This is a genomic window from Lactobacillus equicursoris DSM 19284 = JCM 14600 = CIP 110162 (assembly GCF_001434815.1).
In the GTDB taxonomy this organism is placed as follows: domain Bacteria; phylum Bacillota; class Bacilli; order Lactobacillales; family Lactobacillaceae; genus Lactobacillus; species Lactobacillus equicursoris.
This window is the reverse complement of the sequence record NZ_AZDU01000009.1, coordinates 1-18,983: the sequence shown is the minus strand read 5'-3', so window position 1 is coordinate 18,983 and position 18,983 is coordinate 1. Positions and strand designations below refer to the sequence as shown.

Annotated in this window: 19 protein-coding genes, 1 tRNA gene and 1 riboswitch; of the genes, 14 read left to right on the top strand and 6 right to left on the bottom strand. The window is 47.7% G+C overall.

Translation table 11 applies throughout. The features are described from left to right. Positions 1–8: 8 nt before the first annotated feature. The 5 genes from FC20_RS02950 (at position 9) to FC20_RS02930 (ending at position 3,940) form a co-directional block, all read left to right on the top strand. A complete protein-coding gene (locus FC20_RS02950) occupies positions 9–473 on the top strand; it encodes a YbaK/EbsC family protein (protein ID WP_008462097.1) in 465 nt (154 codons plus the stop codon). A 288-nt stretch (positions 474–761) separates the two neighbouring features. After that, the gene (locus tag FC20_RS02945; protein WP_008462099.1) at positions 762–1,223 is read left to right on the top strand and encodes a MarR family winged helix-turn-helix transcriptional regulator; all 462 of its coding nucleotides are present in this window, start codon (positions 762–764) and stop codon (positions 1,221–1,223) included. After that, the gene (locus FC20_RS02940) at positions 1,223–2,230 is read left to right on the top strand and encodes an asparaginase (RefSeq protein WP_008462101.1); all 1,008 of its coding nucleotides are present in this window, start codon (positions 1,223–1,225) and stop codon (positions 2,228–2,230) included. The genes FC20_RS02945 and FC20_RS02940 overlap by 1 nt, the downstream gene beginning before the upstream one ends. Before the next feature lie 48 nt (positions 2,231–2,278). Next, the gene (gene mscL, locus FC20_RS02935; protein ID WP_008462102.1) at positions 2,279–2,743 is read left to right on the top strand and encodes a large conductance mechanosensitive channel protein MscL; all 465 of its coding nucleotides are present in this window, start codon (positions 2,279–2,281) and stop codon (positions 2,741–2,743) included. Positions 2,744–2,881: 138 nt separating this feature from the next. After that, on the top strand, positions 2,882–3,940 hold the full coding sequence (locus tag FC20_RS02930) for a Fic family protein (RefSeq protein WP_008462105.1): 1,059 nt from the start codon (positions 2,882–2,884) through the stop codon (positions 3,938–3,940). A gap of 295 nt (positions 3,941–4,235) precedes the next feature. Here the strand turns inward: FC20_RS02930 and FC20_RS02920 are convergent, their stop codons facing one another. The 4 genes from FC20_RS02920 to FC20_RS02905 all read right to left on the bottom strand — a co-directional run bounded on the left by FC20_RS02920 (position 4,236) and on the right by FC20_RS02905 (position 7,848). After that, positions 4,236–4,637, bottom strand: coding sequence for a hypothetical protein (locus tag FC20_RS02920; protein ID WP_008462109.1), 402 nt, complete (start codon positions 4,635–4,637; stop codon positions 4,236–4,238). A 332-nt stretch (positions 4,638–4,969) separates the two neighbouring features. Then, the gene (locus FC20_RS02915) at positions 4,970–6,412 is read right to left on the bottom strand and encodes a nicotinate phosphoribosyltransferase (RefSeq protein WP_009557973.1); all 1,443 of its coding nucleotides are present in this window, start codon (positions 6,410–6,412) and stop codon (positions 4,970–4,972) included. Between the two features lie 44 nt (positions 6,413–6,456). Then, complete coding sequence (locus tag FC20_RS02910) at positions 6,457–7,011, bottom strand: cysteine hydrolase family protein (RefSeq protein WP_008462118.1); 555 nt, start codon at positions 7,009–7,011, stop codon at positions 6,457–6,459. A gap of 72 nt (positions 7,012–7,083) precedes the next feature. After that, complete coding sequence (locus tag FC20_RS02905) at positions 7,084–7,848, bottom strand: NUDIX hydrolase (protein ID WP_008462120.1); 765 nt, start codon at positions 7,846–7,848, stop codon at positions 7,084–7,086. Positions 7,849–8,088: 240 nt separating this feature from the next. On the opposite strand from FC20_RS02905, the gene FC20_RS02900 reads away from it, so the two are divergent. Next, complete coding sequence (locus FC20_RS02900) at positions 8,089–8,757, top strand: CPBP family intramembrane glutamic endopeptidase (protein ID WP_008462122.1); 669 nt, start codon at positions 8,089–8,091, stop codon at positions 8,755–8,757. Positions 8,758–8,814: 57 nt separating this feature from the next. Here FC20_RS02900 and FC20_RS02895 read toward each other — a convergent pair whose 3' ends face one another. Further along, a complete protein-coding gene (locus tag FC20_RS02895; RefSeq protein ID WP_236697627.1) occupies positions 8,815–9,084 on the bottom strand; it encodes a bacteriocin immunity protein in 270 nt (89 codons plus the stop codon). Between the two features lie 172 nt (positions 9,085–9,256). Continuing rightward, positions 9,257–9,327 (bottom strand) — tRNA-Gly (locus tag FC20_RS02890). A gap of 183 nt (positions 9,328–9,510) precedes the next feature. On the opposite strand from FC20_RS02890, the gene trpS reads away from it, so the two are divergent. The 8 genes from trpS to rsmA all read left to right on the top strand — a co-directional run bounded on the left by trpS (position 9,511) and on the right by rsmA (position 18,928). Further along, on the top strand, positions 9,511–10,536 hold the full coding sequence (gene trpS, locus FC20_RS02885; RefSeq protein WP_008462126.1) for a tryptophan--tRNA ligase: 1,026 nt from the start codon (positions 9,511–9,513) through the stop codon (positions 10,534–10,536). Between the two features lie 3 nt (positions 10,537–10,539). Beyond that, complete coding sequence (locus tag FC20_RS02880; RefSeq protein WP_008462127.1) at positions 10,540–11,022, top strand: deoxycytidylate deaminase; 483 nt, start codon at positions 10,540–10,542, stop codon at positions 11,020–11,022. Further along, positions 11,003–11,614, top strand: a complete 612-nt coding sequence (locus FC20_RS02875) for a methanol dehydrogenase (protein WP_008462129.1) — start codon at positions 11,003–11,005, stop codon at positions 11,612–11,614. Before FC20_RS02880 ends, FC20_RS02875 begins: the two co-directional genes overlap by 20 nt. 87 nt (positions 11,615–11,701) lie before the next feature. After that, a riboswitch (M-box (ykoK) riboswitch) is annotated at positions 11,702–11,865 on the top strand. A gap of 85 nt (positions 11,866–11,950) precedes the next feature. Then, on the top strand, positions 11,951–14,641 hold the full coding sequence (gene mgtA, locus FC20_RS02870) for a magnesium-translocating P-type ATPase (RefSeq protein WP_008462131.1): 2,691 nt from the start codon (positions 11,951–11,953) through the stop codon (positions 14,639–14,641). Between the two features lie 116 nt (positions 14,642–14,757). Then, positions 14,758–16,740 (top strand): methionine--tRNA ligase, encoded by a 1,983-nt coding sequence (gene metG / locus FC20_RS02865; RefSeq protein ID WP_008462133.1) that lies wholly within the window; start codon positions 14,758–14,760, stop codon positions 16,738–16,740. Beyond that, positions 16,740–17,519 carry a TatD family hydrolase gene (locus FC20_RS02860; RefSeq protein WP_008462135.1) on the top strand — a complete coding sequence of 260 codons (780 nt, stop codon included), beginning with the start codon at positions 16,740–16,742 and terminating at the stop codon, positions 17,517–17,519. Before metG ends, FC20_RS02860 begins: the two co-directional genes overlap by 1 nt. Further along, on the top strand, positions 17,503–18,072 hold the full coding sequence (rnmV, locus tag FC20_RS02855; protein ID WP_008462137.1) for a ribonuclease M5: 570 nt from the start codon (positions 17,503–17,505) through the stop codon (positions 18,070–18,072). The genes FC20_RS02860 and rnmV overlap by 17 nt, the downstream gene beginning before the upstream one ends. Further along, complete coding sequence (gene rsmA, locus FC20_RS02850) at positions 18,047–18,928, top strand: 16S rRNA (adenine(1518)-N(6)/adenine(1519)-N(6))-dimethyltransferase RsmA (protein WP_008462139.1); 882 nt, start codon at positions 18,047–18,049, stop codon at positions 18,926–18,928. The genes rnmV and rsmA overlap by 26 nt, the downstream gene beginning before the upstream one ends. Positions 18,929–18,983: the final 55 nt, after the last annotated feature.

Here is an 18,983-nt window from a genome sequence, read left to right as displayed (position 1 = left end):
AGCAGAAGATGGCAGTAGACTTAGTAAAAGATTTTTTTCAAGATACGGATGTCGACGTAATTGAAATTCCTGAATCATCGGCAACGGTAGCTTTGGCGGCTCAAGCCTTAAAGACTGAACCTGACCAGATTGCCAAGACTTTGTCATATTTGGTTAACGACCAGCCAATCTTGATCGTGATGGCCGGGGAAGCCCGGACCGACAACCGCAAGTATAAGGACACCTTCCACAAGAAGGCCAAGATGATTCCCTTTGACCAGGTAGAAGACTATATCGGCCACGCTCCAGGCGGTGTGTGTCCTTTTGCCGTGAAAGACAATGTTAAAGTTTACCTGGACCAATCCTTGAAGCGGCATGAAACGGTCTTCCCAGCCGCCGGCAGCGAAAACAGTGCGGTCAAATTGACCATTCCGCAGCTGGAAAAGTACTCTGGCTACGAGGCTTGGGTGGACGTGACCAAGACGGCAGAATAAGTGAAAAATAATCTCAGAGAAACAAAAAATGCGAACCGGCCGGTTCGCATTCTCTGTGATGTGAAAAATTACACTTAACAACAATAACAATTTACTGAAGATAAAGTCGAAGGTTTGGTGTGACCCTCAACCTAATCGTAATTTTCTCATATCTATGATAATACTTTCATTTTCTTTCGTAAAGCCCTAAGGCAAGATTTTTCTCGAAGATGGTTTTGCCAACTTTTCTCCGGCAAAAAATGTTAAAATTAAGCGTTAGGCGCAAACAAATTAGTAAAAGGAAGCATGATGCGGATGAGGATGGACTTAGGGCTAAAAATCAAGAAGATCAACGACTTGATGTACAAGTTTGGCAACCAAGAGCTGAAGAAAATCGATCTGACTTTTTCCCAGTTCCACGCCTTGGTCTACCTAGAGCATTGCGAAAATGGCGAAGCCACGCTCAAGCAGCTGGAAGCCCACTTCAAGGTGGCCCAGGCGACCATGGCTGGAATTATTAGCCGTTTGGAATGCAAGGGCTACGTTAAAGGGCGCCTGGCTAAAAATGATAAAAGGGTCAAGGTGGCGGCCTTGACGCCGGAAGGCAAGACTTTTTGCGAAAAGGCGAAAGTGGGCCTGCACCGCTTCCACCACCGGCTAGAAGGATTGTACACGCCAGAAGAGCTGAACCAATTTAATGACTATCTGGACCGCCTGTACCAAGAGCTGCTGGAGGACCAAGATTCGGCTGGCAAGAATGAGGACGAATAATGACTAACAAGAAAATTTTGCTGCTATCAACTGGGGGCACGATTGCTTCTGTCGCTTCTGAAGAGGGCCTCATTCCGGGCCAGTCAGGGGCTGAATTGCTCCACACCCTGGGCGGTTTGCCTTACGATGTGACAGCTAAGGATATTTTGGCCCTGGATTCAACCAACATCCAGCCAGAAGAGTGGGCCTTTATTGCGGAAAAAATCTACGAACTGAGAAAAGGCTTTGACGGCATCGTCGTTTCCCACGGGACCGACACCATGGCTTATACGGCGTCCATGCTGACCTTCATGTTGCAGGGGATCGATCTGCCGGTGGTCTTGACCGGGAGCCAGGTGCCCATACAGGCCATCTTGAGCGATGCTCCAGACAACCTGCGGGTGGCCTTTGCGGCGGCAGCGACTTGCAAGCCTGGGATCTACATTGCCTTTAACCGGCAGATCATGCGGGGATGCCGCTGCGTCAAGATCAGAACGACCGGCTTTGACGCTTTCAAGAGCATCAACGTAGATCCGGTTGCCATGGTAACCAGCGACGGGATCGACATCAAGCACAAGGATTTTGAATACGTGCCAAGTGAGCACGGCATCTGCGTCTTAAATACCAAGGTGGAAAGCCATGTGGCCATGGTCAAGCTTTTCCCAGGCTTTGACCCAGCCATCTTGAAGGCCATGGTCGACAGCGGCGTGAAGGGGATCGTGATTGAGGCTTATGGCCTTGGCGGGATCAACTACATGCGGCGGAACATGGTCAAGGCGATCGGCGAGCTAGTTAAGCGCGGCGTGCCGGTTGTTGCCTGCTCTCAGTGCCTTTACGAGCGGACGGACTTGACCAAGTACGAGGTCGGCCGGGCCGCCATGCTGGAAGGGGCCATCAGCGGCCGGGACATGACCAGTGAAAGTGCCGTGACCAAGCTCATGTGGGCCCTGGGCCAGGGGATGGACTTAGACGAAGTTAAGGCCTTTTTCAACAAGGATATCGCCGGCGAGGTCACGATCAGCAAGTAATTTTTTTAAAAAAGTAACCTATAATCTATCTGGAGGAAGAGGAAAAAGATGGCAAGTAAAGGTAAAGTAAATTTGACGGACAACAAGGCGATCGAATCCACCAAGGGCTTCTTCGGTGAATTCAAGGCCTTCATTTCCAAGGGCAACGTGATGGACATGGCCGTTGGTATCATCATTGGTGGTGCCTTCACCAGCATCGTTCAGTCCTTGGTCAAGGACATCATCAGCCCGCTCTTGGGTTTGATCGGCGGGATGAACTTTGATCAGTTCTCCTTGAAATTCGCTGGGATCAAGCTGGCTTACGGGAAATTTTTGACGGCGACGATCAACTTCTTGCTGATGGCCTTCGTCTTGTTCTTGATCGTGAAGGCTTTTAACAAGGCTAGCTCCATTGTGAAAAAAGACGAAGCAGAAGAAGAGGCAGCTGAAACTAAGACCTGTCCTTTCTGCAAGAGCGAGATCAACATCGAAGCCACTCGTTGCCCAATGTGCACGTCAGAATTGGCTAAGTAAGAAAAATAGCTCTAGCCCAAAAGGGACTAGAGCTATTTTCATATCTACTATTTTGCGTCCAATTAATTGAATTATCGTCCAAAATCGCTTAAAATTGGACGATAAATGATAAATTGGACGATAATTGGACGATAAACAATGAAAACTTTTGACTACACTAAACTTGCTAACCAATCCTGGCCGATGGAAATTGTCAATTTGGTGGCCAAGATTCATGAATATAAAGGGCGACAAGACCTCTTTATTCGGCAAAAGCCAGTGGAACTGACTCGGCTGGTTGAGATTGCCAAAATTCAAAGTACTGAGTCTTCTAACAAAATCGAAGGGATTGTCACAACTAGTACCCGGATGAGGCAACTAATGGACGATAAGACTACTCCGAGAAACCGCGATGAAGATGAAATCATGGGTTACCGGGATGTGTTGAATACGATTCATGAGAGCTACGACTACATTAAAATTACTCCAGCCTACATCCTGCAGCTGCACAAAAATCTTTTCCGCAGATCCGGGGTATCTTATGGTGGTCACTTTAAGAGCGTTCAAAATTACATCAATGAAACTCTGCCGAATGGCGAAAATGTAACGCTATTTACGCCGATTCCGCCATATGATACGCCGCAAGCCATCGATAATCTGTGCCAGGCTTATGAACAGGCCCTGGCACAGGAAAAAGTTGATCCCTTAATCTTAATCCCCGTATTCATCTGTGACTTTCTCTGCATCCACCCCTTTAATGATGGCAATGGTCGGATGAGCCGGCTTTTGACCTTGCTTTTGCTCTATCAAAACGGCTATAATGTTGGGAAGTATATCAGTATTGAAAAGAAGATTGAAGAAACCAAGGATGTCTATTATGAGGTCTTGCAGAGAATCGATCTAGGCTGGTATGAAGGCAAAAATGATCCAGTTCCGTTTATCAAGTACTTACTACAGGTAATTTTGGCCTGCTACACCGACTTTGAAGACCGGGTCGGACTGATGAGTGAAGATGCGCCAAGCAATGCATACGAAATTGTCAAAGTATATGCGGCTGAACAACTGGGCAAATTCACAAGCAGAGATGCCTTGATCCACTGTCCAAGTCTCAGTCGGTCCTCAATTGCGACCGCTTTGCGTAAGTTAACCGAAGAAGGTTACTTAGTTAAAAAGGGTGCCGGACGGGGAACCTACTATCTGAGAAATGATGGTGAATAATAAAAAAGCTTAGTCAATGACTAAGCTTTTTACTTGCCAGAAATGAAAAATACCAAAATATCAAGAATAACCGAAATTACATAGAAAATAACGGTAAAAGTACATTTTAATGTCTTACGATCAGATAAGAAAGACAGGCTGTCTAAATAGGCATAGAAGATTGCTGCGCCGAGCCAGTCGATGAAGAAGACCGAGGATCCTGAGATCCATAAGAGACTAACGGCAGTGAGGATGCTAGCAAGGATCGAAAACCAAAATAGACAAATCGATTTTTTTGTTGGAAAGTATCTGTTCATTATTGATATCTCCACCCTTTAAATTTCCATGATCTGAAAATGAACTTTCTTCCATAAGAAAATCCTTTTTCTGTGTGTTTGATATAGTTGGTGATAATAAATTTCGCCATCTGTTTTTCTTCAATCGAAGCTTCATAGGGCCAGACTTTAGACAATAATGTATACATGATAGTGTAACCAGCTGTAATAGATACGCCTCTAAGCGCATTTAACATTCTTTTGCTGAGATAGATATCTACATTGCCGTATCGAGCTTTACCATGCCAAATAATCTTAGTAACTCCTTGATGATGTTTAGCTGCTTGTACTTGATCAAGTTGCTGGGGTGTTAGAATGTTACTTAAAATATCGATCAGATCATCATCGGTTAGTGTAGCTGTGGATTCGTTATCACTAGACACTACACTAACCTTTTCTTGAATTTGAGAATCGATATTGTTTATTTGCTCAGAATCTAACTTGAGTGAACCAGATGTAGTATTAGTGTCATCTAAAACTTGCTCAATTTGATTAGGAGAAACAGCATTGTCTGCTTTGGCAAAAGAAATGAATAGGTTGCTTGATGATACAAAAAGTACTGCTGCAATAAAAGAGATTATTATTTTTTAGACTTCATATTTTACTCCTTTACCATTTTTGTTATATCGCTTCCGTTTGAACTTGTCAAATTGCCCAGCAAAAAAGGCTTAACCTCGATATTAGGGTTAAGCCTTTTTGTAATTCAGTATTTATTTTAATACTTCTTTTCCTTGTGATCCTTGATCATCTTTTGTTGCAGATCAGCCAAGGCTGGAGTCAGGTAAACTGGGTAACGGTCTGGGTTAAGCAATCTTTGCGTTTCTTCAGGAAGTTCAGCCAGCTTTTCGTACATGTGCTTTTGAATCTTAAAGGTGTCAGTTTCAATTGACTGAGCTCTTGGCCCAACTACGACTTGCGTCAGCAATTCAGCATCGAAGTCCTTTAAGTCAGCTTCGGTTTCAGTCATCATTGGGTCCATGTTGATCCCAACAAATTCTTCAGGCAATTCTTCGTCGGCCAGGGCGATTACGTCCGCAAAGGCGTTTCTCGTGCCCTTGTGGTAGAGACGGTAAGCCTTCTTTTCCCCTGGCAGGGTGATCTTTTCCTTGGAGTTGGACAGCTTGATCTTTGGTTCCCAGTCGCCGCCGTCAACCTTCAAGGCTGCCAGCTTGAAGACCCCGCTCAAAACTGGAGAGCTAGAGCTAGTGATGAGTTGTTCACCAACGCCAAAGCTGTCAAGTGGAGCCCCTTCTTGCAAGAGGGAGTGAATCACGTTTTCGTTCAAGGCGTTTGAAGCAGTGATGGTTGCTTCTGGGAAGCCGGCGTCGTCCATCAGCTTCCGGGCCTTGCGTGACAACTTGGCGATGTCGCCGGAGTCGATCCGGATCCCGAACTTTTTGTAGCCTTTTTCGCGGAGTTCCTTGAAGACCTTGATGGCGTTTGGCACACCAGAGTTCAAAACGTCGTAGGTGTCAACCAAGAGCAGGGCATTGTCTGGGTAAACTTGTGCCCACTTTTCAAAGGCATCCAGTTCAGTTGGGAAGCTTTGGACCCAGGCGTGAGCCATGGTACCGGCAACTGGAATGTTGTACTTGGCAGCAGACAAGACGTTGCTGGTTGACCCGCAGCCGCCGATCACAGCAGCTCTAGCGCCCAAAACAGAAGCGTCTGGGCCTTGGGCCCGGCGAGCACCGAATTCCATGACTGGGCGGCCAGCGGCAGCCAGGTTGATCCGGCGGGACTTAGTGGCGATCAGGGATTGGTGGTTGATTAAGTTCAAAACAAAGGTTTCGAGCAATTGGCATTGAATTAAAGGCCCCTTAACCGTTAAGATTGGGACTCTTGGAAAGACTGGGGTACCTTCTGGAATAGCGTAAACCACGCAGTCGAAGGTCATCGTTTCCAAGTAGGAGATGAATTCATCGCTAAACAGCTTGAGGGACTTTAAGTAGTCGATGTCTTCCTTGGTGTAGTGGAAGCCTCTCAGTTGTTCAACGACTTGTTCCAAACCCGCTGAGATAACGAAGGAGCCGTTGTCTGGAACGGTCCGGTAGAAGACGTCAAAAACGGCTTCAGTATCTCTTGGCAGGGTTTCAAAGTAGCCATTGGCCATGGAGAATTCATACAGGTCAGTAATTAATGCGTGTGATAAAGACATAGTAATAAAAATCTACTTTCTCAATATATAACTACAAAATAAAATTAATCGACAACTTCCGCGCCCAGGCAGGACTTGAAGTGGTTCAAGGCCCAGTTTTGCCCAGCGTCGTTCAAAGCGGCAACCGCCTTTTCGTGAACGGTGATGTCATAGCCGTGATTGTAGGCATCCATCGCCGTGTGCAAAACGCAGATGTCGGTGCAAACGCCGGTTAAGTGGACGCGTGAGACCTTTCTTTCTCTTAAAAAGAGGTCCAGCTCCGTCCCGCAGAAAGCGGAGTAGCGTGACTTATCCAAGACCACTACGCGGTCATTGTCTTTGTGTTCATTATACCAAGTTTGCAAGGGACCATAAAACTCTCTGCCCCAAGTATTTGGCAGGTTGTGAGGCGGGAAGAGCTTGGTTTCTGGGTGATAAGGATTCCCCTTATAGTGCTTGTCGGTTGGCAAGATAACCCACTTGCCACTTGTTAAAAATTGATCAGCTAACTTCACGATTTGGTCAGCCAGGACTTGGGCAGGCTTGCCGCAGGTCAAGGCCCCCTTGTCGTCAACAAAGTCGTTGGTGTAGTCAATAATTAATAGAGCTTCGTCTTCCATTATTCCTAATCCTTTGTTAAAAGTATAATTTACCTAAAAACCAGTAAAAATAAAAGTAAAATAAACTTTTACTTACTTGACGTCAACTTTACTCCATAAAATGTTATTTTGCAAGTTTTTCAGACAATATAGTTTGGGTGGCCGGCCACTTTTATGAAAATTCTTCTGCACGCCGAGTTCCGTAAAGAGGAATCCATGGGTCTTGCGGAAGTTGGAATTGTCGATCTTGTCTACGCTGGTTTGGAAGAAGGGAGCGTAGACTTCCCGGGCCTGGCGCAGGGTGAAGCTGGGCCCCAGGATTTGCAAGATAGTTGGCTGGTAGTCTAACTTGTTGCGGATCCGCTGGATGGCCACGGCCACGATTTCGTCGTGGTCAAAGGCTAGGGCGCGCGAATCTTGGGCCAGGATAAAGGTCAAGCCTTCATTGCCAGAAGTCAGCTCATACTTGTGGCCAAAATTTTCAAAGCTAAACCAGTCAACGGCGCTGGCTCCGTAGCCAGGCCGCAGGGCCGGCATGGCGGGCAGGTAGGTCATGTAGGTCAGGGCTAGCGCCCGCTCGCCTGGAGCCCGGTCAGGGGAAGTGAAGGTGGCCAGTTGCTCAGTGGACGATTCAGGCAGGTCCAACCCGATCTTGTCCTTGATCAAGCGGACAGCCGCTTGGTCGGCACTTTCTTTTTCCCGGAGCAGGGTTTCGGGCAGGGCCCACTGACCAGCGAAGGGTTCGTCCTTGCGGCGGATAAGCAGGAGCTGGACCTTGCTGGTTTCTTTGTTGAAGCTCCAGATTAAGTTGGTAATGGTAATTAAGGGCCGGGCCACAATCTTCTCTAAATCAGCCATGGTATCACGTCACTTTCCAATAGTGCTTTTTTCTATTTCTACATTATAGCAAATTAGTTTGGATTTTATTTGACCAAGCCTTTTTGGCAAAAAGTATGAAAAGAGAAAAACGAGAAAAGGAACGTATTTCTTAAAAACATTGCACTGCCTGTAGCTTTTTTGTCAAAAGAAAGACATAAAACTAGGCCTAATCTTTGGTATAATTAATTATTCATAAGCATTACGTAGGAGGGTAGGAGTATGAATACGCCGAGATCTAGAGAAGGGAACATGATTCGCTATCTGGTCTATTTGATCTTTTTTATCATGGTGGCCTTGACCGATAACCTGGCTTTGAGGAGCAGTGCCATCAGCATCTGGCATGTCATCTTGTTCCTCATTGTGGCTGCCATGTGCAGCCTTTTCTACGTTTACCGTTTTAAAAGAGAGCAGCGCTTCTTTGACTTAAGCTATAATTTAGCCTGGACCAGCTGCTACAAGCAGACCCTGATCTTAAGCGTCGCGGTGGCCTTGATCCGGATCGGGGTTTCCTATTTGCAGCTCTACCAAGGAGCACCGGCATCGGGCCTGCAGATGGCCTACATGCAGCACTCGTCAAACCTCCTTTACTGGTTTGTGATGCTGGCTAACGGGATCGTCTTGCCGGTTTTAGAAGAGTACCTGTGCAGCGGCTTTTTGTTCAACTATTGGTTTAGAAATGAGAAAAAGGCTGTCGCTTACTTTGGAATTCTCTGCTCAGGCCTTTTGTACGCGGTTTTGACCTTCCAGTTTGTGCCGATCATCTTTACGGCTAACCTGCTGCTGGGGATGATTTTTGCCTGGAGCTACCTGAGCACCCAAACCTTGTGGCTGCCGCTTTACCTGGTGGTATTAAACGGCGTTTTAACCGTGATTACCATTACAATTTAGATGTAAAAAAGGAGCCGAATCTGTGATTCGACTCCTTTTTGCTTGGGAAAATATTTTTTACTTCAAAACAACGCCATTTGCGCCAAAAGCAGTGTACTTGGCTAAGTCAAGTTGCAAAGCCTTAACGCTCTTTGGCAATTCATTTTCGGCAAAGTGACTTCTGATTTGTAAGTCCAGGCTAGAAGCGATGGAACGAATAGATTCGTTTTTTTCGCACTTCTTGACCGCGCCTGAAAGCAATTCGCTCAAAGCAGAATTGCTCTTGACTGCAGGATCGCTGATTAATTCTTCCAGCTTCTCTTTAAATTGTTCATTTTCTTTAGACATTGATTTATTGAAAAACATGATATGCCTCCAAATATTACTCTTGTTTTTCAACCGTAATTGTAGCGCTAAAAGTAAAAAAATAAAGGCTTTTCAGAAAACATTACAAAAAACTACACAAAAAAGCTGATCCCGTAGGATCAGCTTTTCTTAGCTATTGAATTTTTGATAATAAAGCGGATAGAGTGAATCGAACCCTCATCTCCAGCTTGGGAAGCTAGCGTTCTACCATTAAACTATACCCGCAAGATGTTTTTATTGTATCATGTAAATTTGATTTCGCCAAGCCCGTTTTTTAAAAAAGTTGAAAATCACTCCTTTTTTCGCGGTGGTTTAATCTATTTGTTATTTTTGTTAAAATAGTGATAATAGTGATAATAGTACCTGCTTTCGGGCAGCTAAGTGAAAAAGTGAAAAGGACAAAAAATTATGGCTAAAGATATTATTTTAACTGGGGACCGGCCAACCGGTAACTTGCACATTGGCCACTACGTTGGCTCTTTGAAAAACCGGGTTGTATTGCAAAACACCGGCAAGTATGACCCATATATTATGATCGCGGACACGCAAGCCTTGACCGACAATGCCCGCAACCCGGAAAAAATTCGCAACTCCTTGATCGAAGTTGCCCTGGACTACCTGGCAGTGGGCCTTGACCCTGAAAAGTCAACCATCTTTGTTCAGTCCCAAATTCCGGCCCTGTTTGAACTGACTTCTGACTACGCCGACCTGGTAACCTTGGCGCGTCTGGAAAGAAACCCAACCGTTAAGGCCGAAATCAAGCAAAAGGGCTTTGGCGACTCCATTCCAGTTGGCTTCTTGACCTACCCAATTTCCCAAGCAGCAGACATTACTGCCTTTAAGGCTAACTTGGTGCCAGTTGGCGATGACCAAGAACCAATGCTGGAACAAACCCGGGAAATCGTTAGAACCTTTAACCGGACTTATGGCGTTGACGTCTTGGTTGAGCCAAAGGGCTACTTCCCGCCTAAGGGCCAAGGCCGCCTGCCGGGCCTTGACGGCAATGCTAAGATGTCCAAGTCCCTGGGCAACTGCATCTACTTGTCAGATGATGCTGAAACAGTTAAAAAGAAGGTCATGTCCATGTACACTGACCCTAACCACATCCATGTGGAAGACCCAGGCCAAATCGAAGGCAACGTGGTCTTCACTTACCTGGACGTCTTTGATCCAGACAAGGAAACCGTTGCTCAGCTTAAGGAAGACTACCAAAAGGGTGGCCTTGGCGACGTTAAGATCAAGCGCTACTTGAACAAGGTTTTGGAAGCAGAACTGGCTCCAATCAGAGAACGCCGGGAAAAGTACGCCCAAAACATCGATGCCGTTTACGACATGCTGATCGCTGGGTCCAAGAAGGCTAACGAAGTTGCCAACCAGACTCTCGACGAAGTCCGCGACGCTATCGGCTTTAACTACTTTAAGAACCGGGGCTAAAAGATGACCCGGAAACGTATCCCTTGGAAGCAATACTTTATGATGCAGGCCCTGGTTATCGCCCAGCGGTCGACCTGCGACCGGGCCCTGGTCGGCAGCGTCTTGGTCAAAGACAAGCGCATCCTCAGCACCGGCTATAACGGCTCCGTGTCCGGCCAGCCCCACTGCGATGACGTGGGCCACCAGCTGGTTGACGGCCATTGCGTCAGAACCATTCACTCGGAAATGAACAGCTTGATTTCCTGTGCCAAAAATGGGGTTTCAACTGACGGTACCGAAATCTACGTTACCCATTTTCCTTGCTACAACTGCACCAAGCACCTGGTGCAAGCGGGCATCAAGAAGATCAACTATTACTATGATTATCATGACAGTCCTTTAGCGATCGAATTGCTGCGTGATAGTGGAGTACCTTATGAACAGATTAAGCTTGACCGCCAATTCGTCGAGGAGTTGGCACACAAACTTGAAGACGATAGCGAATAGGCTTTTAGCAAGCCTGGCTTTGCTATTGGCATTTTTCACCTTGACCGGGGCCAGCAGCTTTTTTGTCCAAGACAATGCCCACCTGATCAACACGGACACCAAGCAAATCGTTGAAAAGAAAAACGCCAAGTACCAAAAGACGACGGCACACCCCATTATCATCGTTGAGACCTTAAAGCATGCCAAAAAGATCCAGCCAGATGGCTTAAACAAGGCGACCAGAACGGTCTACATCGTCATCAACATCGGCAAAGACGGCAATAAACGGGCTTATCTCTATTCTAGCCGGGACCTGCACAGCCAGTTTACTGCGCAGGTAAGACGGAACATCTTGAGCTACACGGCCGGCAACATCAGCTCAGATGACAGTTTGGCCTTCAACCAGGGTGTCCAAGACCTCTTTCAGATCTGCACGACCCTGGTCGACCAAGGCCTTGACCTGAAAAAAGACTCACAAGATCTGACCAATGAAGAATTGAACCACATCATCAAGCCTGCCGACTTGCGGATTCCGATCATGGTTGCCTTGGGCGTAGTGGTGTTGGCCCTGATCATCTTTTTGCGTCACATCGCCAAGCAACAGGGCCGGTAATCACTAAATCTTCACTTTTTTTGCAAAAAGTGGTTTACAAGTCGGCCAAGAGCGAGTATAGTTTTCTTTGGTAAAAATAAATAAGAGCAAATGAACTGTTAGGTGAGACTCCTACGTGAACACACGCTATCGCCCAGAAACATCCAGAGATGCCAACGGGTTAAATAGAAATTGTCGAAATAAGGCACTTTCCAGGTAGCTAGCATGTGCTTACGTCACGTAGTGTTAAAGCTGAGCGATTAGTCAATAAAGTGGCCTTGTTTGGCAAGCCTCCCATACGATTCGTAAAGGGGGCTTTTTTGTTCGTTTGCAGTGTTGTCATAAGGAGGAAAAACCATGCTCAACAAGTCAATGAACAAAATAGCTAGCAAAGATGCAAAGCGGGTACCAAGAATCGCTTTGGAAAAGAGAAGCGTTACTCTGGCCCAGCTCCACACCAACAGCAATGGCTTAAGCACGGAAGAAGCGGAAGCTGTTAGAGAAAAGACTGGTGCTAACGAAATTGCGAGCAGCAACAAGGATAGCAAGCTAAAGTTTTTAGCAGAAGCCTTTTTAACGCCTTTTACCCTGGTCTTGCTGATTTTAGCCACGATGTCCCTGTTTACCAACTACATCCTGGTGCCCGATGACCAAAAAGATCTCAGTACCGTGATCATCATGGTGGTCATGGTTCTGGTTTCCGGGATTACCTCTTTTGTCCAAAACGTCCGGACCTCTAATGCGGTGCAGTCCCTTTTAAAGATGGTTTCCGTAACCACCAACGTGCGCCGGGACGGCAAGGACCAAGAAATCCCAACCAAGGACGTGGTTGTCGGCGACATCATCAATATTTCCGCCGGCGACATGGTGCCAGCCGATATGAAGCTCTTGTCCAGCACCGACCTTTTCTGCTCATCCAGTTCTTTGAACGGGGAATCAACGCCAGTAGAAAAGAACGCCAACTTTGTCCCAACTCCAGACAAGATGGACAACTACCTGGACTACCCGAACATCTTGTTTGAAGGGACCACGATCGTTTCTGGGTCTGGCAGAGGCGTGGTCTTTGCCACTGGCAGCCACACCATGTTTGGTAAGATGGCTGCTGAAATTGCCAATACCCAGATGAAGGAGACCGCTTTTGACACCGGGATCAAGGACATTTCCAAGCTCCTCTTGACCATGACGGCCATTATCGCTCCTTTAGTCTTCATCATCAACGGCTTGACCAAGGGCAACTGGAGCGACGCCTTGATCTTTGCTATTGCCACGGCAGTTGGCTTGACCCCAGAAATGCTGCCAGTTATCGTGACCACCAACCTGGTTCGGGGCAGCGTGGAAATGGGCAAGCACCAAACCATCGTTAAGAAGATGAACTCCATCCAAAACTTTGGTTCAGCTGACATCCTTTGCACTGACAAGACCGGGACCTTGACCCAAGGGCAGGTCATCTTGGAAAAGCACTACAACCTGGAGATGAGGGAAACTGACCGGGTCTTGAAGATGGCCTACCTCAACTCTTACTACCAAACGGGGATGAAGGACCTGATCGACCGGGCCGTGATCGACGTGGCTGACGATGAATTAGATACTAGCGAAATCCAGCGTGACTACCACAAGATCGACGAAATTCCTTTTGACTTCCAAAGAAGACGGATGAGCGTCGTTGTGGCAAACTCTGATAAAAAGCACGGCGAGCACCTCCTGGTCACCAAGGGGGCAGCCGAAGAAATGCTGGCCGTTTCTTCCCGGGTTGAAATTAATGGTGAAACCCTTCCTTTAACTGAGGAACGGAAAAAGCAGATTTTTAAAGATATCGAAGACTTAAACGACGACGGGATGCGGGTTATCGTCTTGGCCTACAAGGTGGACCCATCCCCAGTTGGCGAATTCACCGTCAACGATGAAAACGACCTGATCGTGATTGGCTTCTTGACCTTCCTGGATCCACCAAAGGAGAGCGCCAAGCACGCTTTGGACAGCCTGCACCGAGACGGCATTACCGTCAAGATCCTGACCGGGGACAACGAAGCCGTTACCCGGAACGTGGCCTTGAAGGTGGGCCTCAACATTGATATGGTCTTCAGTGAAAAAGACTTAGTTGGCAAGAGCGATGAAGAGCTGGCCGACATGGTGGAAAAATGTGACATCTTTGTCAAGCTGTCACCAGAATGGAAGACCAAGATCATTGCCACCCTGCAAAAGAACGGCCACACGGTCGGCTACATGGGCGACGGGATCAACGATGCCCCAGCCATGAAACAAGCAGACGTGTCGATCTCCGTTGACTCCGCCGTTGACGTGGCTAAGGAATCAGCCGACATTATCCTGCTCCAAAAAGACCTCGGCGTTTTGGAACATGCGGTTCGGATCGGTCGCAAGACCCTGACCAATACCATGAAGTATATCAAGATTACCTTATCATCCAACTTTGGGAACATCTTGTCCATCATGGTGGCCTCAATCTTCTTGCCCTTCCTGCCAATGCTGCCACTGCAGCTCTTGATCCTGGACCTGCTCTATGGGACCAGCTGCCTGGCTTTGCCATTTGACAAGGTTTCAGAAGACTACTTACAGGTGCCAAGAGAATGGTCAACCAAGAACATGCCAAAATTCATGTTCTACTTTGGACCAGCTTCATCTATCTTTGACGTCATCACCTTTGCAGTTTTGTTCTTCTTAGTATGTCCAGCCTTAACGGGTGGCTCTTACGCTAGTTTAGATGCCGGTGGAAAAATGCTCTTCATGACCATCTTCCACACTGGCTGGTTTGTGGAATCCCTGTGGACCCAGGAAATGGTCATCCACGCCCTGCGGGACGAACGCCTGCCCTTTATCCAGCAAAGAGCTTCCTTGCCAGTCATGGTTGCCACCTTTGGCGCGGCTATCTTCGGGACCTTCCTGCCATTCTCCAGCGTTGCTAACGCCATGAAGTTTGGCCCGTTAAACGGAGAATTCCTATGGATCGTGGCCGCTTTGTTGCTTTGCTACCTGGTCTTGACCACGATCGTTAAGCACTTCTACATGAAGAAGGAAAAATTCTTGATTTAATTTTAAAAAAGGCTCTTTTGAGCCTTTTTTTGCTGGGGAAATGTTGTGGACGGCTTTATTTACCAGGCTTTTTTGTTGTATGATAGAGAGTAAAGATTTTTTAGGAGACGACGACGATGGCAGAAAACAAGAAAACTTTTTATATCACTACGCCAATTTACTACCCATCCGGCCGCTTGACGATCGGCAATGCTTACACGACGATTGCTGCCGACACCATGACCCGCTACAAGAAGGCGCGCGGCTACGACACCTTCTTCTTGACTGGGACTGATGAACACGGCTTGAAGATTGAGCAAAAGGCTGAACAACTGGGCATGAAGCCTAAGGAATACCTTGACGGCATGGTCAAGGACATCAAGGCCTTGTGGAAAAAGCTGGACATCAACTACGACAAGTTCATTCGGACCACCGACGAAGAACACGTTAAGGCTGTTCAGAAGATTTTTGAAAAATTAAAGGCCTCAGGCGATATCTACCTGGGCGAATATACTGGCTGGTACTCAGTGGAAGACGAAGAATACTTCACTGAAAGCCAATTAAAGGAAGTCTTCCGCGATGACCAAGGCAACGTGACTGGCGGGATTGCTCCATCTGGCCACGAAGTGCAGCTGGTTAAGGAACCTTCTTACTTCTTCAGAATGAGCAAGTATGCAGACCGCCTTTTGCAATACTACAAGGACCACCCAGAATTCATCCAGCCAAATTCCCGGGAAAAGGAAATGGTGAACAACTTCATCAAGCCAGGCTTGGAAGACTTGTCTGTGACCAGAACCACGGTTGACTGGGGGATTCCAGTGCCAAGTGATCCTAAGCATGTCGTTTACGTGTGGATCGATGCCTTGGCCAACTATATCACGGCTTTGGGCTACGGCTCAGACGATGATTCCCTCTTTAAGAAGTACTGGCCAGCTGACGTTCACCTGGTTGGTAAGGAAATTGTGCGCTTCCACACCATTTACTGGCCAATCATGCTGATGGCACTGGACTTGCCGCTGCCTAAGCAAGTCTTTGGCCACGGCTGGGTTTTGATCTACAAGGACAAGATGTCTAAGTCAAAGGGCAACGCCGTTTACCCAGAATCCTTGATTTCCCGCTACGGCCTGGACCCAGTCCGCTACTATTTGATGCGGGCCATTCCATTTGGTGCTGATGGTTCCTTTACCCCAGAAGACTTTGTGGAAAAGACCAACTTTGACTTGGCTAACGACCTGGGCAACCTGCTCAACCGGACCGTTTCCATGATCAACCAGTACCAAGACGGCTTGGTAGCTCCAGTTGCCAAGGAACAAGACAAGTACGGCAAGGACCTGGCAGCCGTTGCCGCTAAGACGGTTCAAGACTACTACGAAAACATGGACCACATGCACTTCTCCAACGCCTTGGAAAATGTCTGGCAACTAATTTCCCGTTCCAACAAGTACATCGACGAAACCACGCCATGGGTTTTGAACAAGGAAGGCAAGACTGAAGAATTGTCCCGCGTCATGAGCAACCTGGCTGAAAGCCTGCGTTTGGTTGCCTTGCTGATTGCGCCAGTGATGACCGAAACCCCAGCTAAGATGTTTACTCAACTTGGCCTTGACTGGAATAACGAAGATCAAAAGACGGCTGAATTTGGCGCCTTTGGCTGGAACCTGCACGTGATTGCCAAGCCAACCCCAATCTTCCCACGTCTTAAGCAAGACGAAGAAGTGGCCTACATCAAGGAAGAAATGAAGAAGGCTAAGCCAAAGAAGCAATCTAGAAGAGAACAAAAGCAAGACGAAAAGCTGATCACCATCGACGACTTTGACAAGGTCAAGATCCAAGTCGGCAAGATCTTGTCAGTTGAACCAGTGCAAGGGTCAAGCAAGCTCTTGATGTTCAAGCTGGACTTTGGTCAAGGAAACGAACGCCAAATCCTGAGCGGGATCCGCAAGTTCTACCCAGACGAAAGCATTCTGCTTGGCAAGAAGGTTTTGGCAGTCACTAACCTTAAGCCGCGCAAGATGCTGGGCCACGAAAGCCAAGGCATGCTCTTGTCTAGCGAAAAAGATGGCGAAGTCAAGCTGGCCATTGTTGGCGATGACCAGCCAGTAGGGGCAGAACTGGGCTAATGAAGATTTTTGACAATCATACCCACTTAAATGACGCGCCTTTTAAGGGCAAGGAAGCTGAATACGTGAAAAGAGCCGCGGACTTAGACGTGGTGGGGATGAACTGCGCTGGGCAAGACCCGCAGATGAACCTGGATGCCTTGAAACTGGCAAGCGAGTTTGCCAATGTCAAGGCCATCATCGGCTACTGCCCAGATGTGGCCAAGGACTACGACCAAAAAGCTGAAGACTTGCTGGTTGAGCAATGCCAAAATGACCAAGTAGTGGCGATCGGCGAAATCGGCCTGGACTATTACTGGGACGAATCGCCAAGAGACGTCCAGCAGGACGTTTTTCGCCGGCAGATTGAAGTTGCGCATGATCTGAAATTGCCAGTCAACGTCCACACCCGGGATGCCTTTGCGGACTGCTACCAGATCCTGAAAGAGGCTAACTTGGAATATGGGGCAGTCTTGCACAGCTACAACGGCGGGCCAGAATGGACGGAAAAGTTTGCGGACTTAAACGTGACTTTTTCCTTCTCAGGGGTCGTTTCCTTTAAAAAAGCGCTCGAGGTGCAGGAATCAGCCAAGATGCTGCCCCTTGACCGCTTCATGGTGGAAACCGATGCGCCATTTTTAACGCCAGTTCCTTACCGGGGCCGGCAGAATGAGCCAGGGTACGTCCGCTACGTGGCTGAGGCCATCGCCAAGTTAAGAGGCGTGGACTTAGAAGTGATCGCGGACGCCACCTTTGCCAATGCAATGAGGGTATATGGATTAAATGCAGAAGAATTTTAATGCTGTCGTCGTTGTCGAGGGCAAGGACGATACGATTCGCTTAAAGCAGTTTTTTCCAGGAATTGAAACGGTCGAGACGAATGGCTCGGCCGTTTCTGATGCCGTTTTAGCCAAGCTGAAAAAGCTGGCCCAAAATAGAGAAATCATCGTGTTAACCGATCCTGACGTTAACGGCGAGCGGATCAGGCGGCTGGTTACAAAAGCCGTGCCTAGCGCCAAACAGGCCTTTATCACTAGGGATGAAGGCCGTCCGGAAAAAGCCGGCAGCTTAGGCGTCGAGCATGCGTCAAAGGCGGCTCTTGAGCGGGCCTTGAGCGACTTGCATGAAGTGGCTCCTAAGCCAGGCATCGACTACGATGACTACCTGGACTTAGGGCTGGCCCTTGGCGGCCATTCTCGGAAGCTGCGCGAAGCAGTTGGAATTAAGTTAGGGATCGGCTATGCCAACTCCAAGCGCTTTTATGAGCGCCTACGGACTTTTGGCATTAGTTTAGAAGAATTAGAAAAAGCAGTTAAGGAGGCAGAAAATGGTCAAGCAGATTCCCATCGCTAGTCCGGTTCGGACCCAGGCGATTGTCAACCGTTACTTTGTGAGAGCCAAGAAGAACTTAGGGCAGAACTTCTTGGTTGATTTAAATGCCGTCCAAGGCATCGCTGAAGCCGCCGGCATTCAAGAAGGCGACCAGGTGATTGAAATTGGGCCAGGGATTGGGTCTTTGACCGAGCAGCTCCTTTTATATGGGGGCAAGGTTTTTGCTTACGAAGTCGATGACTCTTTGCCAGAAATCCTAGAAACGGAATTGCCGCAAAGAATCGACGGTGAGCCACTTTCTAGCCGCTTCAAGTTAGTGCTAAAAGACGTATTGAAGGCTAACTTTGCAGAAGACTTAGCTGGCTTTTTCGACCTGACCAAGCCCGTTAAAGTTGTGGCTAACCTGCCATACTACATCACAACGCCGATCATTTTCAGCCTGCTGGAATCAGGTTTAAACTTCACCAGCTTGACCTTGATGATGCAAAAAGAAGTTGCAGACCGCTTGGCGGCTGGCCCTGGCAACAAGGACTATGGTCCTTTGACCATCGCCGTTCAAACCCGGATGGCGGTTGATTTGGCCCTTAATGTCGGCCATGCCTCCTTCATGCCCCAGCCAAAGGTTGATTCAGCAGTGGTGGTTTTAACGCCGCTCAAGACGCCAGTTGACGTGGGAGACCCGGAAAAGTTTAACCGCCTGGTTAAGCTCTGCTTTGCTCAGCGCCGCAAGACTCTTTCTAACAACCTGAAGACCCTGGTGCCGGACAAGGCAGAGCGAGAAAGTTTGCTGACTAATCTTAAGTTAGACCCGCGGGTGCGGCCAGAGCAGCTAGCGATCAGCGACTATATCGCCTTAAACCAGGCTTTGAATGCTTGACAAATAAAAGAATAAATAGGTAAAACTGTCAATAACTTGGGATAATGTCCCGAAA

What these genes read in the sequence shown, in the direction of transcription:
- FC20_RS02950 (WP_008462097.1), top strand. Translation starts at nt 9, where the DNA reads ATGGCAGTAGACTTAGTAAAAGATTTTTTTCAAGATACGGATGTCGAC.
- FC20_RS02945 (WP_008462099.1), top strand. Translation starts at nt 762, where the DNA reads ATGCGGATGAGGATGGACTTAGGGCTAAAAATCAAGAAGATCAACGAC.
- FC20_RS02940 (WP_008462101.1), top strand. Translation starts at nt 1,223, where the DNA reads ATGACTAACAAGAAAATTTTGCTGCTATCAACTGGGGGCACGATTGCT.
- mscL (WP_008462102.1), top strand. Translation starts at nt 2,279, where the DNA reads ATGGCAAGTAAAGGTAAAGTAAATTTGACGGACAACAAGGCGATCGAA.
- FC20_RS02930 (WP_008462105.1), top strand. Translation starts at nt 2,882, where the DNA reads ATGAAAACTTTTGACTACACTAAACTTGCTAACCAATCCTGGCCGATG.
- FC20_RS02915 (WP_009557973.1), bottom strand. Translation starts at nt 6,412, where the DNA reads ATGTCTTTATCACACGCATTAATTACTGACCTGTATGAATTCTCCATG.
- FC20_RS02910 (WP_008462118.1), bottom strand. Translation starts at nt 7,011, where the DNA reads ATGGAAGACGAAGCTCTATTAATTATTGACTACACCAACGACTTTGTT.
- FC20_RS02905 (WP_008462120.1), bottom strand. Translation starts at nt 7,848, where the DNA reads ATGGCTGATTTAGAGAAGATTGTGGCCCGGCCCTTAATTACCATTACC.
- FC20_RS02900 (WP_008462122.1), top strand. Translation starts at nt 8,089, where the DNA reads ATGAATACGCCGAGATCTAGAGAAGGGAACATGATTCGCTATCTGGTC.
- FC20_RS02895 (WP_236697627.1), bottom strand. Translation starts at nt 9,084, where the DNA reads ATGTCTAAAGAAAATGAACAATTTAAAGAGAAGCTGGAAGAATTAATC.
- trpS (WP_008462126.1), top strand. Translation starts at nt 9,511, where the DNA reads ATGGCTAAAGATATTATTTTAACTGGGGACCGGCCAACCGGTAACTTG.
- FC20_RS02880 (WP_008462127.1), top strand. Translation starts at nt 10,540, where the DNA reads ATGACCCGGAAACGTATCCCTTGGAAGCAATACTTTATGATGCAGGCC.
- mgtA (WP_008462131.1), top strand. Translation starts at nt 11,951, where the DNA reads ATGCTCAACAAGTCAATGAACAAAATAGCTAGCAAAGATGCAAAGCGG.
- metG (WP_008462133.1), top strand. Translation starts at nt 14,758, where the DNA reads ATGGCAGAAAACAAGAAAACTTTTTATATCACTACGCCAATTTACTAC.
- FC20_RS02860 (WP_008462135.1), top strand. Translation starts at nt 16,740, where the DNA reads ATGAAGATTTTTGACAATCATACCCACTTAAATGACGCGCCTTTTAAG.
- rnmV (WP_008462137.1), top strand. Translation starts at nt 17,503, where the DNA reads ATGCAGAAGAATTTTAATGCTGTCGTCGTTGTCGAGGGCAAGGACGAT.
- rsmA (WP_008462139.1), top strand. Translation starts at nt 18,047, where the DNA reads ATGGTCAAGCAGATTCCCATCGCTAGTCCGGTTCGGACCCAGGCGATT.